General features: G+C 41.6%; 15 protein-coding genes. 8 read left to right on the top strand and 7 right to left on the bottom strand.

The genetic code is table 11. The features are described from left to right. The first annotated feature begins 198 nt into the window (after positions 1 to 198). On the top strand, positions 199 to 465 hold the full coding sequence (locus tag FTV52_RS13225; protein WP_004969779.1) for a metal/formaldehyde-sensitive transcriptional repressor: 267 nt from the start codon (positions 199 to 201) through the stop codon (positions 463 to 465). 103 nt (positions 466 to 568) lie between these two features. Beyond that, entirely contained in the window at positions 569 to 1,756 is a 1,188-nt protein-coding gene (locus tag FTV52_RS13220) for an MFS transporter (RefSeq protein WP_171287397.1), read from the top strand. Between the two features lie 124 nt (positions 1,757 to 1,880). Here the strand turns inward: FTV52_RS13220 and FTV52_RS13215 are convergent, their stop codons facing one another. From FTV52_RS13215 to rpmH, 6 genes are all read right to left on the bottom strand, one after another. After that, complete coding sequence (locus FTV52_RS13215; protein WP_154321234.1) at positions 1,881 to 2,216, bottom strand: DUF1622 domain-containing protein; 336 nt, start codon at positions 2,214 to 2,216, stop codon at positions 1,881 to 1,883. A gap of 318 nt (positions 2,217 to 2,534) precedes the next feature. Beyond that, positions 2,535 to 3,890, bottom strand: coding sequence for a tRNA uridine-5-carboxymethylaminomethyl(34) synthesis GTPase MnmE (gene mnmE / locus FTV52_RS13210; protein WP_004969771.1), 1,356 nt, complete (start codon positions 3,888 to 3,890; stop codon positions 2,535 to 2,537). A 91-nt stretch (positions 3,891 to 3,981) separates the two neighbouring features. Continuing rightward, positions 3,982 to 5,745, bottom strand: coding sequence for a membrane protein insertase YidC (gene yidC, locus FTV52_RS13205; RefSeq protein ID WP_004969769.1), 1,764 nt, complete (start codon positions 5,743 to 5,745; stop codon positions 3,982 to 3,984). Positions 5,746 to 5,750: 5 nt separating this feature from the next. Beyond that, positions 5,751 to 6,071: a membrane protein insertion efficiency factor YidD gene (gene yidD / locus FTV52_RS13200; protein WP_178867911.1), complete on the bottom strand. Its 321-nt coding sequence runs from the start codon at positions 6,069 to 6,071 to the stop codon at positions 5,751 to 5,753. Between the two features lie 9 nt (positions 6,072 to 6,080). Next, on the bottom strand, positions 6,081 to 6,473 hold the full coding sequence (gene rnpA / locus FTV52_RS13195; RefSeq protein ID WP_004969764.1) for a ribonuclease P protein component: 393 nt from the start codon (positions 6,471 to 6,473) through the stop codon (positions 6,081 to 6,083). A 31-nt stretch (positions 6,474 to 6,504) separates the two neighbouring features. Beyond that, a complete protein-coding gene (gene rpmH, locus FTV52_RS13190) occupies positions 6,505 to 6,639 on the bottom strand; it encodes a 50S ribosomal protein L34 (RefSeq protein ID WP_000831329.1) in 135 nt (44 codons plus the stop codon). 660 nt (positions 6,640 to 7,299) lie between these two features. Here rpmH and dnaA point away from each other — a divergent pair. The 5 genes from dnaA (at position 7,300) to FTV52_RS13165 (ending at position 14,090) form a co-directional block, all read left to right on the top strand. Further along, the gene (dnaA, locus tag FTV52_RS13185) at positions 7,300 to 8,676 is read left to right on the top strand and encodes a chromosomal replication initiator protein DnaA (protein ID WP_004969761.1); all 1,377 of its coding nucleotides are present in this window, start codon (positions 7,300 to 7,302) and stop codon (positions 8,674 to 8,676) included. A gap of 108 nt (positions 8,677 to 8,784) precedes the next feature. Beyond that, complete coding sequence (gene dnaN, locus FTV52_RS13180) at positions 8,785 to 9,933, top strand: DNA polymerase III subunit beta (RefSeq protein ID WP_004969759.1); 1,149 nt, start codon at positions 8,785 to 8,787, stop codon at positions 9,931 to 9,933. Positions 9,934 to 9,970: 37 nt separating this feature from the next. Beyond that, complete coding sequence (recF, locus tag FTV52_RS13175; RefSeq protein WP_004969757.1) at positions 9,971 to 11,053, top strand: DNA replication/repair protein RecF; 1,083 nt, start codon at positions 9,971 to 9,973, stop codon at positions 11,051 to 11,053. A gap of 44 nt (positions 11,054 to 11,097) precedes the next feature. Beyond that, on the top strand, positions 11,098 to 13,566 hold the full coding sequence (gene gyrB / locus FTV52_RS13170; protein ID WP_004969755.1) for a DNA topoisomerase (ATP-hydrolyzing) subunit B: 2,469 nt from the start codon (positions 11,098 to 11,100) through the stop codon (positions 13,564 to 13,566). Positions 13,567 to 13,727: 161 nt separating this feature from the next. Beyond that, entirely contained in the window at positions 13,728 to 14,090 is a 363-nt protein-coding gene (locus FTV52_RS13165) for a hypothetical protein (protein ID WP_004969754.1), read from the top strand. A 456-nt stretch (positions 14,091 to 14,546) separates the two neighbouring features. Here the strand turns inward: FTV52_RS13165 and FTV52_RS13160 are convergent, their stop codons facing one another. Then, on the bottom strand, positions 14,547 to 16,487 hold the full coding sequence (locus FTV52_RS13160) for an ATP-binding cassette domain-containing protein (protein WP_104852778.1): 1,941 nt from the start codon (positions 16,485 to 16,487) through the stop codon (positions 14,547 to 14,549). A 387-nt stretch (positions 16,488 to 16,874) separates the two neighbouring features. Here FTV52_RS13160 and FTV52_RS13155 point away from each other — a divergent pair, with 387 nt between their 5' ends. Continuing rightward, complete coding sequence (locus FTV52_RS13155; protein WP_004969750.1) at positions 16,875 to 17,891, top strand: putative solute-binding protein; 1,017 nt, start codon at positions 16,875 to 16,877, stop codon at positions 17,889 to 17,891. Positions 17,892 to 18,178 lie beyond the last annotated feature (287 nt).

The following is an 18,178-nucleotide window of genomic DNA, read 5'->3' as shown; positions in this document are numbered from 1 at the left end:
CAAGAACGGACTGACCGCTACAAGTCGGAACTGACCGACTCAGGCTCTAGTTACACGCTTGGCAACAAGACATTAACAGAGTGCGAATTAGTCCTTGAGTATGTTTGAATACATTTTAAGGAACAGTGTTGCTGACGCATAATGGGAAATCATTGTTAAATATACTCCCATAGAGTATATAAAAATTGAGGTGATGTGTTGGGTCATTTACATACAGATAAGAAAATTTTAAATCGCGTCAAACGCCTACAAGGACAAATTGGGGCAGTAGAACAAGCACTTCACAATCCTGATCATGGCTGTATTGAAGTTTTACAACAAGTCGCAGCCATTAAAGGTGCGGTCAATGGTTTGATGAATGAGTTAATCGAATCGCATTTACGCCATCATGTGATTGGTGATCAATGCGCGATTGATGAACATGAACTGGAAGAGTTTATGAAATTGCTGAAACGCTATGCTTAAACACAAATAGGCTTGACCAGATTCAAGGCTTGTCTTTACACTGAGTGATATTTCTCACTATATGAGACTAAACTCAACAGTTTAGCCATCAATCGAGTTTTTTATGACTCAATCTCAATCTTGGCATCCTTTTGTGATGATCAGCCTCGCCCTGATTATTGGCACCATGGGCACGGCACTTGCAAGCCCACTGTATCCAATTTATCAGGAACTGTGGCAGCTTTTACCTAGCCATATCACCTTTATTTTTGTGGCGTATATGCTCGGTTGTTTAGCCACCTTGCTCTTTTTAGGACGTACCAGCAACAGTATTGGCTTCTTAAAAACCCTAGAATTGGGTTTAGTCATCATCACCCTCGGACTGATTCTGTCGATGTTTGCCACCAATGCACTTTGGCTTGCTTTGGGGCGTTTTGTGATTGGGATTGCTTCAGGTCTTATGACCACATCGGCGTTAATTGGCTTAATGTGGAGTATCCCCGAATCACATAAAGCACATGCGCCACAGCTCAGTTCAGTCATTACCGCAGTCGGGTTTGGCTTAGGTCCTTTGCTCGGTGGTGGTGTGGCACAATTTTCAGCAGCGCCTTTGTTTAGTCCATATATTCCTGTCATTTTGGGTGCAGTACTGTGTTTTATTGGATTGTTACGTTTAGCACCGCCTGAATTTACGCCACAAGCCTTCTCGATTGCCCCAAAATTAGAACGCCCAGAACCACGCTTTCATGCAGAATTTTATATTACAGGTTTAACCGCATTCTGTGCCTTTGCTGCCTTTAGTTTATTTGCTTCGCTCTCTCCCTCTTTTGTGCAAGTGATTATTCCGTGGCACGGGCCTTTGGTCAGTGGTTTGGCCATCACCTGTATTTTGCTGATTTCAGCGCTGGTGCAGTATTTTTCTAAAGCCATTCCTGCACAAAAATGCCTAAATTATGGGCTGTATTTGCTGTTATTGAGTTTATTGGTACTCGGTTTATGCATGTATTTACATTGGAGTTTTCTATTTTTTGTGAGTGATGTGCTGCTAGGCATAGGACACGGGTTGGCATTGATTGGTGCTTTTGGCTTAATTCATGCCATGACCAATCTACAGAATCGCGCTGCAGTGATGTCGACCTATTTATTTGTGGGCTATTTAGGCACAATTCTGCCAATTATTGCAGTCGGTTATCTGGCCGATCATTTTGGTTTAACCACCGCCGTACTTAGCTTTTGTGCAGCCATCTGCTTACTGTGTGGCTACATCATTATTTGGTATCGCCAATTGCAGAACAAACCTGTTTTAGGATGAAGTTTCATCTAAACGACAAACTAAAATCAGGACAAGGTTTGGATCAGCTGAGTTTATTCAAATATTCAAACCTTGTAGATGAATGGGACTATGTCTTCTATTTTGATCTCAAACTCAATAGCCATTATTTTTCATTGATGGTTTGATGCTCTAATTCTTTAGTTAGGAAGTAATTTAAAAAGGTTCGAATCACTGCAATGATCGCCAGTTTAATTAGGCTATCTAAATCTGGATCTACTGTGGTGGCTAAAATATCTGCAGCCAACTGAAATTCAAGTGCCGTCGCGAGCCAATCCCCAAAACAATAACGTGCAGTACGCCCCGATTTTAACTGAACCAGCACCAATAAAGTTTTAACCAGACCAATCACCACGCAAATCACAGAAATGGCTTCGAGTGACAATTGCAAAAAATGAACCGAAGAAATGAGTATTTCACGTAAAAAAGCCAGTTCAAACATCCAAATACCTCCATCAGAGATTTCATCTCGTGCATTTAGGATTGAATTGAGCGCCAATTTTTGATTATTTTCTCATCATAGCTTTAAATGCTGCGGTTTAAAAAGACTTACGTGATTATTGATGGGTTTTCATAAAGATAAATTGAAACGTTTAAATATGACATAAGTTAGATCGGGCTTGTGCCGAATGAGAAACTAAACATTAACGAATAGGCTGATTTTTAGTAGCAGATCACCCCAAATAGGATAATAAAAAAGCACTAAGCCACTCAAACTTAATGCTATTTTTTTATCAAATCAGGAAGTAATCGCTAAAAATCATTTCCCAATACAAAACGATCCAAAAATCTTGCCCAACAAATCATCTGCAGAAAAATCACCAGTGATCTCACCCAAAGCATTCTGTGCAAGACGTAACGACTCGGCTACTAATTCCCCCGCATGATAGACCACCAACTGCTCACGTGCTTCAGCCAAATACTGCTGCGTGCGTTTCATTGCGTCTAAATGACGGGTACGTGCAATAAAGGTATCTTCTTCAGGCTGAAAGCCTGCATGCGCTGTAATCGCCTCTATGAGCGATTGAACACCTGTTTCTTGTTTGGCCGACACAGTAATATGTCTAAAACCATTAAAATCTGAAATTGTAGCTTGTACACCAGTTAAATCGCATTTATTGCCAATCAACATCAAACGCTTCGGTTCAATATGTTCAGCAAAATAATGCTGTGCCAATTGCAACGGATCTTCGTTTTGGCTCAAGTCATAGACCAATAACAATAAATCCGCCTGTTCAATTTCTTTAATTGCACGGCGAATCCCTTCCTGCTCCACAATATCCCCTGTTTCACGTAAACCTGCGGTATCGGTCAGGGTAATTGGTAAGCCATTTAGGGTAATTTTTTCATGCAATACGTCACGAGTAGTTCCCGCAATATCAGTCACAATTGCACGTTCAATACCCGCCAAGGCATTGAGTAGAGAAGATTTACCTGCATTAGGTTTGCCCGCAATCACTACCTGCAGACCTTCACGCAACAATTGTCCCTGACGCGCAGATTGTTGCACAGCAGTCACCGAAGTAGCCACCTCATCTAGCAAATTGAGGATTTTCCCATCAGCCAAAAAGTCAATTTCTTCTTCAGGAAAATCAATAGCAGCTTCAACATGCAAACGTAAATGAATTAACTGTTCTAGCACAGTATTCACTTTGGTGGAAAAAGCCCCTTGAAGGGAACGCACTGCAGAACGCGCAGCGGCTTGTGAAGTGGCATCAATTAAATCGGCAATGGCTTCGGCCTGTACCAAATCCAGCTTGCCATTTTCAAAGGCGCGCATCGAAAATTCACCCGCTTTGGCAGCCGTTGCACCGAGTTCCAGTAAACGTGCCAATAAAGCATTTTGAATCACTGGGCCACCATGCCCTTGTAGTTCCACCACATCTTCGCCAGTAAATGAATGAGGATTTGGGAAACAAATCACCAAACCTTCATCCATGACTTCATTGGCTGCATCGTAAAACTGGCGAAAACCTGCGTAACGTGCTTTGGGTAAGTCTTTTTGGGTCAAGGCTGCGGCAATTGCATAGGCTTTGGATCCCGACAGGCGAATCACCCCCACACCACCACGGCCAGGTGGAGTCGCGATTGCGGCAATGGTGCTGCGGTTATACATAAAATTCACCTAAAACTTTCAAAATATATGCAAAGAAAAATCCGCCTAAGATTACCATCTTAAGCGGATTTATTCAGCAGCTCAGCCATACTTAATTGACTGGAGTTGCCTCTTCTCGTTTAGCGCGGTCTTTTTCAACACTTTTGTTGATCAAGCTTTGCTGCAAAATCGTAATCAAGTTGTTGACAATCCAGTACAGAACTAGACCTGCAGGGAAGAACAATAAGAATACGGTAAATACCACAGGCATAATGCGGAAGATTTTTGCCTGCATTGGATCTGTTGGCTGTGGGTTCAACATTTGTTGAACATACATGGTCACACCCATCAACAATGGCAAGATAAACCAAGGGTCCATTGCCGATAAGTCTTGAATCCAACCTAACCACGGTGCATGGCGTAACTCTACCGATTCCATCAATACCCAGTACAAGGCAAGGAAAATTGGCATTTGTAGTAACAATGGCAAACAACCTGACAGTGGATTCACTTGTTCACGTTTATAAAGTGCCATCATTTCTTGCGAGAAACGCATACGGTCTTCGCCAAATTCTTCTTTCATGCGCTGCATTTCTGGTGCAATCACACGCATTTTCGCCATAGAACGATAGCTCTTAGACGATAACGGCCAAAGAATCAGTTTGACAAGAACGGTTAATAAGATGATTGACCAACCCCAGTTGCCCACTAAACCATGGAAGAATTGCAAACCAATAAACAATAATTTTGCAATTGGCCATAACCAGCCATAATCCACAGTTTGGTTCAAACCTGTCGCCAAATCTTTCAATTCAGACTGAATTTTTGGACCAGAGTAGAAGGTCGCATCAACTTCTGCCACCGTACCTGCAGGGACATTAATGGTTGGCGAGGTAAAACCAATGATGTTCATTTCATCGCTAGATTTACGTGATTCCAACTTCGCTGCATACGGTTGACCATCGGCCTGCGTCAATTTTAACTGCCCTGGAACCCATGCACTCACGAAATAGTGCTGAACCACGGCCACCCAACCACCTGTTGCATCGACATTCAATTTTTCGTCATTAAAATTGTCAAATTTCAACTTGTTGTAGTGTTCTTCAGGTGTTCCCCATGCGCCGCCAAGGAAAGTACCCAAGGTAAAAATACCTTGATCTGACTTGCCTGGATCATCTGAATTATCACGTTTCAACTGACCAAACATCTGACCTTGCCAGTTTTGGCTGCTGCGGTTAATCACTTTGTGATTCACCAGCACAGGATATTCACCTTCAGTAAAACTAAAGGTTTTAATGATTTCTACACCATCGGCAGTTTTATATACCATTGGGACAGTTAAAGTTTTAACTGTTTCACCCGCTTTATTTTTGCTTTCTTTGGCATCGGCTAAGCTATAAGTCGATTTTTCAATTTCATAGCTTGGGCGGCCATTACGGCTACTGTCTGGACCATTCAGCCCGATTAACCCAGATTGCGCGACATAGGTGCGCTTAGCATCGCTTTCCAGCATGACGAAAGGATCGTCACTGTCTTTATTTTTGTCATGATTGAGTAATTCAACACGAACAATATCACCACCTTTCGGATTGATCCAAAGATGATAAAGGTCAGTTTGTACTGAAATAAGCTGCTGACTTACAGGTGCTGTGGCATCGGTTGTTTGCTGTGCAGGAATATTTGCTTGCGGTACATCAGAAGCTGCTGTAGCCGTTTGGGCATTCGGCAAATCTGCAGACACTTCATGTGAAACAACGGCAGTTTTTTGCTGCGGTGCTGTTTCAGCATTTCCATAATCTTTTTGCCACGCCAAAATGAGCAAATATGCGACGACAAACATGGCCCCGAGAATTGCAAACCTGGCCCATTGTTGCATATCTATTACCCCAAGTGGTTAGAGTGATTTTGGTTCAATAAACGATCACGAAAGGGTACAGTAATGTGATGCGTTTGAGAATCTATTTGCTGAAATGAAATAAAACGAATGACTTTTGGCGGCACCGGATCATAGCCCGCACCACCCCACGGATGACAACGACAAATACGTTTTGTAGCCAGCCACACACCACGTACAGCACCATGCGTATGGACTGCTTCCAAAGAATATTGAGAACATGTTGGAATATAGCGACAGCGTGGTCCCAATAAAGGACTAATCGCGATCTGATAGAAACGTATCAACCAATGCAGTAAACGTACCATTGGCCATCTCTACTTTTGTGGGGAGGGAGCTATTTTTGAATGCTTTTTGGCGAGACGTTGTAACTTCTGCCAAGCAAATTGTAATTGCTGATGCAATTCCGCATTAGATACCGTATCTACCCCAACTTTGGGCATTACCACAATATCTAAGTCATTTAATTGCTGTTGGTGTAAGCGAAAACTTTCGCGAGCAAGTCGTTTTACTCGATTTCGTTCGTGTGCACGACGCACTTTCTTTTTTGCAACGACAAGACCCAAACGGCTATTCGGCAGTTCGGAATGTTTTGCAAGAAATAAGAAATGGGGTTGATGCACTTTAAAAAGCGCACCATCAAACACACCTTTATAATCGGCAGCACAGCGTAATCTCAACTCTGTGCTGAAGCCATAAAGTGTTGTCATAACACCCAAGAGTCGGTTCAGCGTGACTGTATTAAACAGTTAAGCTGTGACGACCTTTTGCACGACGGCGAGCCAATACTTGACGACCAGCTTTAGTAGCCATACGAGCACGGAAACCATGAACGCGCTTACGCTTTAATTCAGATGGTTGAAATGTACGTTTCATATCGAAACTCCAAAAATGATCTTTCTATAAAGGTCCGCGATTTTAGTGCTCATTGCTTGAGCTGTCAATGAAAAACACGGTTTCTTGCAAAATAAGCCTAAATTTTTCTTTTTAACAAGTTTTCGCTCAATTGACTGGTTGATCGTACAAATTAAAGTATACACAAGATAAGTAATTGTTTATGCTTGACTAATAAGTTATTAACAGTATTATTCACATAATTATCCACAAGCTTATTCTGTTTAATTTTAAAATTTTCGGTTTTGAATTTAAATTTAAACTCAGATTAAATTATCCACAGTTGCAACGTTTCTTATAAATAAATTCAAATTTATAAATTTAAATTTATTACTATTAGGGACGCATTTTTCTGTTGAAAACCCACTTTTTCTTTTATAAAACAAAATTTTGAATTGTGGATATCTGTGTTTCTATAATTTTAATACTATGTGGATAACTTTGTGCTATATTTTATCCACACCTTGCGGATAAACTTATCCACACCACGTTTCAAATTTAAATTCAGGTTTAATGATTCCTTTTTTGAGCAATTTTGCTGATTTTGTCATGACAGATGTGGATAACTTGGTTAGAATGGCGACCCGCTCAGGCGGTCGAGAGAAGTTTTAAATTTAAAAATGGATTAGATAGGGGTTTCACATGCTTTGGACGGACTGCTTAAATCGCTTGCGACAAGAGCTCTCTGGAAATGTCTTTACAATGTGGATTCGCCCATTGGTGGCAGAAGAAGTTGAAGATACATTAAAACTTTATGCGCCTAATCCTTATTGGACGCGTTACATTCAAGAACATCATCTGGAATTGATTACTATTTTGGCAGAGCAGTTGTCTGAGGGACGCGTGCGTAAGGTCGAAATTTTAGTCGATTCGCGTCCAGGTGCAATTTTATCGGCCAGTGAACAACCTGCTACCACTACTGCTGCGCTGGAATCTAGCCCTGCGCCTGTGGCCAAGCCTAAACGTGAAAAAGAAGAAAGTTCTGCAAAAAGCCGTAAACGCCAACTCAATCCGTTATTTACCTTTTCCTTATTTGTGGAAGGTCGTTCTAACCAAATGGCTGCGGAAACCTGTCGCAAGGTATTGACCCAATTGGGGGCTTCACAGCACAACCCATTATTTTTGTATGGCCCAACAGGTTTGGGTAAAACTCACTTGATGCAAGCGGTGGGCAATGCTTTGTTGCAAGCCAAACCGAATGCACGGGTGATGTACATGACTGCAGAAAGTTTTGTGCAGGATTTTGTCAGCTCTTTGCAGCAGGGTAAGGTTGAAGAATTTAAGAAAAACTGCCGCTCTTTAGATTTGTTATTGGTGGATGACATTCACTTATTGGCAGGTAAAGAAGCCAGTTTGGTGGAGTTTTTCTATACCTTTAACGCTTTATTGGATGAATCTAAACAGATTATTTTGACTTCAGACCGTTATCCAAAAGAATTAACCGAATTGGATGCACGTTTGGTGTCACGTTTTTCTTGGGGCTTATCAGTCGGGGTAGAACCGCCAGATATTGAAACCCGAATTGAAATTTTATTAAAGAAAGCTGAAAGCAGCGCCGTAGATTTACCACGTAACTGTGCTTTATTTATTGCCCAGCAAGTGGTGGCCAATGTGCGTGAACTTGAAGGTGCACTCAATAAAGTGGTGGCAATTTCCCGTTTTAAAGGCACCCCAATCGATCTAGATGTGGTACGTGAATCTTTAAAAGATGTCTTGGCAATTCGCGCACGTACCATCAGTACCGAAAATATTCAGCGAGTCGTGAGTGAATATTTCCGTATTCCGCTCAAAGAATTGGTGGGGCCAAAACGTACCCGTATTTATGCGCGTCCACGTCAGTTGGCAATGGGCTTGGCACGTGAGCTGACAGGCGACAGTTTCCCTGAAATTGGTATGGCATTTGGTGGCCGTGATCACAGTACCGTGATGCATGCCTGCGAAAAAGTACAAAGCCTGCGCGAAGAAGATCCGATCTTTAACGAAGACTATAAAAACCTGCAACGATTGTTGCAAAGTTGACCGAATTTGCTCAAATTCTGTTCTTGCCATGCGGCAGCTTTTGCCGCATAGTACACTGCTAAAAAACCTATTTTATACTCCAATCTTCAGTTGTTAGAGGAATGTACCGTGCGTTTAAAAATCGCGAAAGAAAGCTTACTGAATGTTCTGTCACATGTCGTAGGAGCGGTTGAACGTCGCCATACCTTAAATATTTTATCCAATGTCAAAGTTCAGGTGACTGAGCAAGCCTTAACCATTACTGGTTCGGACTTGGAAGTGGAATTGGTTGCCAGTACGAATCTGACTGAAGGGGCATGTTTACAGGCAGGGGAAACTACAGTGCCTGCACGTAAACTGATGGATATTTGTAAATCTTTACCAAGCGCAGCTTTGATTGATTTGCAAATCACTGAAGATCAGCGCTGTATTTTAAAATCGGGCAATAGCCGCTTTGTATTAGGTACTTTGCCTGCGGAAGATTATCCATTATTGGCTACAGAAAATGCTCAAGGTACGCAAGTGACGGTTACTGAGCGTGAGCTGAAGCGTTTGTTTGAAAAAACTGCGTTTGCGATGGCAGTGCAGGATGTACGCTTTTATTTAACGGGTACTTTGTTAGAAATTGATGAAAACCAATTACGTGCTGTGACCACAGATGGTCACCGTTTGGCCTTGTGTGAAACAGCGGCATCTTCGACAGCTACTCAATTAATTCAAGCCATTGTGCCGCGTAAAGCTGTGGCTGAATTGCAGCGTTTGCTGAGCATTGAAGATGAACAACTGGCACTTTTAATTGGGCGTGAATTGCTGAATGTGACCATTCGCACCCCAAGCCGTGACAAAGAACAAGCAGAAATTACCGTGCGTTTTACCACTAAATTAATTGATGGTAAGTTCCCAGATTATCGCCGTGTGATTCCACGTGGTGGTGATAAAAACGTGCTGATCGCGCATGATGTATTTAAACAATCTTTACAGCGTGTGGCGATTTTAAGTAATGAAAAATTGCGTGGCGTATTCCTGAATTTTAGTGCGGACACCTTGCAATTACGTGCCAATAACCCAGAACAAGATGAAGCAATTGAAGATTTAGCGATTCAATATGCCGATTCGCCGTTAGAAATGTCATTTAACGCACAGTATTTATTGGACGTATTAGGGGCATTGGATGGCGATGATGTATCGATGACCATGACCGAAGCCAATCAATCGGTATTGGTACAAGATCCAGCACATCAAGATCAAACCTATGTTGTGATGCCAATGCGTGTTTAAGTGAGCGGTTTATTTCAAGATTAAATCTAGCTGAATCATGCATATTACGCGTTTACATATCGAGCGTGTTCGGAACTTAAAAGCGGTTGCACTTCATGAGTTGCAGCCGTTTAACGTCTTTTATGGGCAAAATGGTTCGGGTAAAACCTCGATTTTAGAAGCGATTCATTTATTGGCGACAGGGCGTTCTTTTCGCACCCATATTCCTAAAAATTACATTCAGAACAGTAGCCAAGATGCGATTGTATTTGCTCAGTCATTGACTGAAAAAATTGGCATGCAAAAAATGGCATCGGGTGAGCAGTTGATTAAGGTCAATGGCGACCCTGTTGCGACCCAAGGGCAATTGGCTAAAATTCTGCCTTTACAACATATTGATCCACTCAGTACCGATATTATTGACCATGGTGCAAAACCACGACGGCAACTGTTGGACTGGTTGATGTTCCACGTGGAACCAGAGTTTTATCACGCTTGGCAATATTATTCACGTGCCTTAAAACAACGTAATAGTTTGCTTAAATCACAGCGACATTTAAGTCTGTCGGACTTGGAACCGTGGAACAAAATGCTCAGTGATTATGGTGAGATTTTGCATCGGCAGCGTTTGGGAACGGTGGAACAATGGCAGCAATTTTTTGCACAAGATTTACAGTATTTATTGCCTGATTTACACATTAGTCTGGAATACAGCGCAGGCTTTCATACCGAAACAGGCTTGTTGAATGATCTGTGCAATTATCATCAAAAAGATGTGGAACGTCGCTATACCGAATATGGGCCACACCGCGCCGATTTACGCTTAAAAACCCCAATGGGTGATGCCGATGTGGTGCTGTCACGTGGGCAGAAAAAGCTATTGATTATGGCATTAAAACTGTCACAGATTGCAATGCTGCATGCGTCTAATAAGGAAACTGTGGTATTATTAGATGATCTGACAGCAGAATTAGATTTAAGCGCACAACAACGTTTAATTGAACGATTAAGCCAATTGGGTAGTCAAGTTTTTATTACCACTTTAGATCATCAATCCGTGCAACAACACTTACAAGCGTTGTCGATTCCTTATCGCTTATTTCAGGTCGATCACGGAACGGTGCAGGCTGTTGAGCAATAATTTTTTTATCTTTGGATAGACCTATTTTTCACTAGGGAGAAACCATGAGTTCAGAAGATCAATCTGTCTCTACTACAGAACAAACCAATGAAAAGGCTTATGATTCCTCTAGTATCAAAGTATTGCGTGGCCTAGATGCTGTTCGTAAACGCCCAGGCATGTATATCGGTGATACAGATGATGGTACAGGTTTGCATCACATGGTGTTCGAGGTAGTCGATAACGCTATTGATGAAGCTTTGGCGGGTCATTGTGATGAAATTTTGGTGACTATCCATGAAGATGAATCTGTCAGCGTATCTGACAATGGTCGTGGTATCCCAACCGATATTCACCCTGAAGAAGGTGTCTCTGCAGCAGAGGTCATTCTGACCATTCTGCACGCAGGTGGTAAGTTTGATGACAACAGTTATAAAGTGTCGGGCGGTTTGCACGGCGTTGGTGTGTCGGTGGTCAATGCTTTATCGAGTAAACTTGAATTAACGATTAAACGCGCGGGTCAAATTCACCAACAGGAATACCGCCATGGTGATCCACAATATCCTTTAAAAGTAGTGGGCGACACTGAGCAATCAGGTACGACTGTGCGTTTTTGGCCAAGTGCTGAAACCTTTAGCCAAACCATTTTTAATGTGGATATTTTGGCACGCCGATTGCGTGAATTGTCTTTCTTAAACGCGGGCGTGCGTATTGTATTGCGTGATGAACGTGTCAATTTAGAACATATTTTTGACTATGAAGGTGGTTTGTCTGAATTTGTGAAATATATCAATGCAGGCAAAACCCATCTGAATGAAATTTTCCATTTCACGACACAGGCTGAAAACGGAATTACCGTAGAAGTTGCTTTGCAGTGGAATGATTCCTATCAGGAAAACGTACGTTGCTTTACCAATAACATTCCACAAAAAGACGGTGGAACGCACTTGGCAGGCTTCCGTGCTGCGCTAACCCGTGGGTTAAACAACTACATGGAAAGCGAAAATATCCTGAAAAAAGAAAAAGTCGTGGTGTCGGGTGATGATGCACGTGAAGGTTTAACCGCGATTGTGTCGGTCAAAGTGCCAGATCCAAAATTCTCATCACAGACCAAAGAAAAATTGGTATCGAGTGAAGTGAAACCTGCTGTTGAGCAGGCCATGAATAAATCTTTCTCTGAATATTTATTGGAAAATCCACAAGCGGCAAAATCCATTGCGGGTAAAATTATTGATGCAGCGCGTGCCCGTGATGCGGCGCGTAAAGCCCGTGAAATGACGCGCCGCAAGAGTGCTTTGGATATTGCAGGTTTGCCTGGTAAATTGGCTGACTGTCAGGAAAAAGACCCTGCATTATCTGAATTATATCTAGTCGAGGGTGACTCTGCAGGTGGTTCGGCTAAACAAGGTCGTAACCGTAAAATGCAGGCAATTTTGCCACTGAAAGGTAAAATCCTGAACGTGGAACGTGCCCGTTTTGACAAGATGATTTCATCGGCAGAAGTAGGTACTTTAATTACCGCTTTGGGCTGTGGTATTGGTCGTGAAGAATATAACCCAGACAAACTGCGTTATCACAAAATCATCATCATGACCGATGCTGACGTAGATGGTTCACACATTCGTACCTTGCTATTGACCTTCTTCTTCCGTCAAATGCCAGAATTGGTTGAGCGTGGTCATATTTATATCGCACAGCCACCATTGTATAAGCTGAAAAAAGGCAAGCAGGAACAATACATCAAAGATAACGATGCTTTAGAAACCTATTTAATTTCTAATGCGATTGATGAATTGGAGCTGCATGTGAGTGCTGATGCACCTGCAATTCGTGGTGAGGCTTTAGCCAAAGTCATTGCTGATTATCAAACTTCACAAAAGAGTTTGAGCCGTTTAACGCTGCGTTATCCTGCAAGTCTGTTGGATGGTTTATTAGAATTAGATGCCTTTAAAATTGATCAAGCAGCAGATCAGGCGTATGTACAACAATGGGGCGAGCAATTACGTCAAAGCATTGAACGATTACAACCAAGTTTGCGTCCTGAATTAAGCATCGAACAGTTTGAAAAAGAAGATGCGGATGGTCAAAAATCTGCAACGTATTGGCCACGAATCACGGTATATGTGCACAACTTGCCACATACCTATTTGCTAGACACAGGTTTGCTGGGTTCAGCTGAATATGCACGTTTGCTGAAAAATTCAAAAAGCTGGTTTACGCTGCTTGAAGAAGGTGCGTATTTGGAAAAAGGCGAACGTAAAATTACGGTCAACAATTTCCATCAAGTGTGGCAACACATTTTGCAGGACTCGCGTCGCGGCATGATGATTCAGCGCTATAAAGGTTTGGGTGAGATGAATGCGGAACAACTTTGGGAAACCACGATGGACCCAGAAAACCGCAATATGTTGCAAGTCACCATTGATGATGCCATTGAAGCAGACCGCATGTTCTCTTGCTTAATGGGCGATGATGTAGAACCACGTCGTGCCTTTATTGAAGAAAATGCCTTAAATGCAGATATTGACGCTTAATTCGTCCAAATCATCCGCATAACCATAAGCACTCTACGGAGTGCTTTTTTATGTTTGGCTTTTGTTGTTGTCGTGATTCATCCAAATAACTTTTATAAAACTGACTTATTGTTCTGTCATGCTGAGCTACATTAAGCCAAAAATATAGGAGAATCATTAAGATGGATAATCAATTAGAACAAGCACGTGATGCATGGGTGAATGCTTTTTTTACTGGCAATGTGGAGCTGTTAGCACACTATGAAGATGAAGATTTTAAAGTCGTTTATACGGCAGAATCACGTGTGGAAAATCGTGAAACACGTTATGCCAACATTCAGCATGCAGTGAATAATGGTGTCTGGAAACCGATCAAACCGAATGTTGAATTAGAAGAATATGAGTTTGATCGTGAGCAGGTTAACTGTCGGATTCAAATTGGTTTGGCGGATGATCAAGGGTATATTCAAGAAATCTGGCGCTATATTCAGGGCTGGAAAATACAAGAATTATGTATTAGCAAAGCAAAAATTACTGCCGAGTAGCAGCGATTTTCTGTGAATCACTGAGATTCAATGACTCAAAATAACCATGAAAGAATGGATTGATTTGGCTTTAATTAGAGTTTTGAATTTAAAATAACAGTTAGTTTGAGTTGTGGATAACTAAGTTTTTGCTTTTAAATTTAAATTGTAGATTTTGAATTTAAAAATCACACTGAGTTTTAAATTCAAAACTTCTTGCTTGGTAGCTATGTTGTCTTACTTTTATTCAGGGTGGGGGGTGTCATACAACTATGCTGTGGTGCAAGATTGATAAGTAAAAATAAACAAACGCAGAGAGTGACTTAAATTTCTTTGCGTGGTTATTGTGAAGATAAACTAAAGATTAAAACTATTACGAATGTGTCTTATAAGTATGGAACATACACAATGCATATTCTACGAAATATGATGAGATTTAACCCTATTTAGCATAGCGTTAAAATCTCATCGGTATGGCTATTCAAAGCTACTTTCGAGTTCTTCCAATTCCATCATCAATTCAAGCATTTGTTCTTCTGCCTGTGCCAATTTTGTTTTCAGATCATTTTGCTCATTCATGAGTTTGAGCAAATCATCTTTACGGTTGGCATCGTAAAGGGCAGGATCTGCCAGTTCGGTTTCAATTTCAGTCAGACGCGGTTGAATTTTTTCAATTTGCGCTTCGTATTTTTCAATATTTTTACGAATAGGGCGAGTTTGTTCACGGCGTTGTGCTGCCAGTTTGCGTTGAGCTTCTTTATCTACTTTGACTAGGTTAGTCTTGTTCTCAACCACTGGACTTGGATTGGATGGAGCTGTGTTGGATGTACCTTGCTTAAGCATGTCTGCACGAGCTTGGCGTAACCATTGGGCATAATCTTGTAAATCGCCTTCAAATTCTGTGCATTGTCCTGCATGAACCAAGAGTAAGTCATCGCAGACACTGGCAATTAATTGACGTTCGTGTGACACCAATACCACTGCACCTTCATAATCCTGTAATGCCATGGTTAAGGCATGTCGCATATCTAAGTCTAAATGGTTGGTCGGTTCGTCCAGAATCAGTACGTTAGGACGTTGCCAGACAATTAAAGCCAAAGCCAAACGTGCACGTTCACCTCCTGAAAAACTTTCACAAGGCGTGTCCATACGTTCGCCACTAAAACCAAAACTGCCTAAAAAGGCGCGTAAAGTGGCTTCGCTGATTTTTTTATCGGCAATGCGTGCCAGTTGTAGCATCGGGCTGGCGCTATCATCCAAAGCATCCATTTGATGCTGTGCAAAATAGCCAATATTGAGTAATTCTGAGGCTTTGCGAGTACCTGCCAATAACGCCAATTCACCCACTAAGGATTTAATTAAGGTCGATTTACCTGCGCCGTTCATCCCCAATAAACCAATACGACTGGTCGGGGTAATTTGTAGGTTAATTTTGCTGGCAATCACTTTGTCTGCATAACCAATGCTGACTTGTTCCAAGGTCAGTAAGGGTGAGCTCATTTTGGTCGGTTCACGGAAACTAAAGGTAAATGGTGTATCTACATGCGCAGGGGCAAGCAATTGCATGCGTTCCAATTGCTTGATACGGCTTTGTGCCTGCCGTGCTTTGGTGGCTTTGGCTTTAAAACGATCAATATATTTTTGTAAATGTGCACGGGTTTCTAATTGTTTTTCATACGCTTGTTGATGTTGTGCCAAGCGTTCACTGCGTGTGGTTTCAAAGGTTGAATAATTGCCTGTATATAAAGTCAGTTCACTATTTTCAATATGTAAAATATGATCGGTAATGGCATCTAAAAAATCACGGTCATGGGAAATCAGCACCAAAGTTCCCGCATAGGCTTTAAGCCAGTCTTCTAACCATAAAATTGCATCTAAGTCTAAGTGGTTGGTTGGTTCGTCCAGTAATAATAATTCGGAGCGACTCATTAAGGTACGCGCCAAATTTAAACGCATGCGCCATCCACCAGAAAAACTACTGACCGCCAAGCTGTTTTGATGTTCCATAAAACCTAAACCTGCCATCAGTTGTGCGGCTTTGGCGGGTGCGGTATAGCCATGAATTTCATCAAAACGACCATGCAAATGTGCAAGTTGGTCATTATTTAATTGTTCAGGATGTTGCAGTTGTTGTTGAATGTTCCAGTATTCTTCATCACCCGACAGCACAAAATCAATCGCAGGCAAATCCAATGCTTTAACTTCCTGTGCCATGTGCGCCACAGTCCAGCCTTGCGGACGGCTCAACGTACCTTCGTCTGGGGTTAAACTACCTAAAAGCGCAGCAAATAAACTGGATTTTCCTGCACCATTGACACCTGTAAGACCGACTTTCCAGCCTGGATGGATTTGCATAGACGCTTTTTGAAATAAAACACGTCCACCGCGGCGTAAAGAAACTTGGTCAAGTTGAATCATGGTGTTTACTCGTCACAACAAAAGTTGGGCATATTCTAATGGAAGCCCACCAGAAAACAAAAATAAGCCCAGTTTTATTTGTGATTTGCGAAAAATCTCTCTTGTGATGTTTAAAAATTATGATCTAACAACAGGCTTTTTTTATGACTTTGTAAACAAGCACAAAATACGTGCATGTTGGAAATGATCTTTATTTTGATCTAAATCTATAAAATATAAGTGAATTATGAAATAAAAATGATCGCTTAAATAAGGCAGTATAAGGTTTTGGCAGAATTGACAGATGAAATTCGAGTAAATGCTCTATTTTTTTAATTTGAACTTGCTTAATATTTGTTTCGTGTACGGACACTCAAAAATAAAAAAATCTGTAGAAGGATCGAAACAATGAAAAAAATATGGGTCAGCGCAACATTGACAGCATTCGCAGCGATCGGTTTCAGTGCTCAGGCGCAAGCAGCAAAAGTAGATGTATGTGTCTTTGACTTACTGGGTAAGTCAGGTGAATCTTTTCAGATGGCACAAGAGTGGGCGCTAGCAGCAAAAGGCTGGGGTGCAGAAGTCAATTTAATTCCACGTCAGGATGAAGCTGTCGCAGACAATGATTTTAAAGCAGGCAAATGTGATGGGGTATTTATGACCGCCATGCGTGCTCGCCAATACAATAAATTTGCAGGCTCGATTGATGCTTTAGGTGGTGCGCCAAGTAATGCGATTGCACAACGTGCCATCAGCTTTGCTTTAGATCAACGTAATGCAGCGAAAATGGTTACCAATTTAGGTGGCAAGAAATATGAAGTTGCGGGTATTTCACCTTTAGGTTCGGCCTTTATTTTTGTGCGCGACAAGAACATCAGCTCGATTGAAAAAGCAGCAGGGAAAAAGTTTGCGGTATTGGGCTATGACGATGCACAAAAAATTATGGTGCAGCGTGTAGGTGCGCAAGCTGTCATTTCTGATGTATCTAACTTTGTGGCGAAATTTAACAATGGTCAGGTCGATATGGTCGGTGCGCCTGCCTATGCGTACAAACCTTTAGAAATCTACAAGGGTTTAGGCAATAACGGGGCGATGTTTAACTTCCCTGTATTACAAGTGACCGCAGACTTTGTGATTCGCCCTGAACAATTCCCTGCGGGCTTTGGGCAAAAATCACGAGATTGGTTTGTAAAAAATCTGCCTAAAGCGATGAGTATGATTAATCGTTTAGAAGGTGAAATTCCAGCCAAATATAAAATGAACTTGAGCGCAGAAGATAAAACTAAATATCAAAAAATGCTACGTGATGGACGTATGGATATGACCAAACGCGGTATTTATGACCCTGCCATGATGAGTGTGTTAAAACGCGCTCGTTGTTCTGTCGAAAAAACCAATTTTGAATGTTCACTTGGTGGTGAATAGATTGATTTTTAATAAAAAGCCGAGGGTCTGTTGATATTTCATAAATGGCTTGCGCTGTAGGCTAAAACTGAGCAGATCAGGCATGAAACGTAGGGAATAGTGGGTCTATTGCCAAGTTTCATAACGCAATCTGAGAAAGTTTTAGCCACAGTCCTTCGGAACGAGCATATTTTTTGCTGCTATTGCGTTATGAGTCAGTCATTTAGAATGACTAAATTTCCTGCCTCATGCCTTATATCAGCTAAAAAACCTTGCGAGATATATCTCTCACGTCGCAAACATAGACG

Origin of the sequence: Acinetobacter sp. YH1901141 (genome assembly GCF_013416935.1) — a bacterium.
Lineage (GTDB): Bacteria > Pseudomonadota > Gammaproteobacteria > Pseudomonadales > Moraxellaceae > Acinetobacter > Acinetobacter towneri.
Note: the sequence above shows the minus strand (reverse complement) of the source record. Positions and strands in the feature narration are given on the sequence as shown.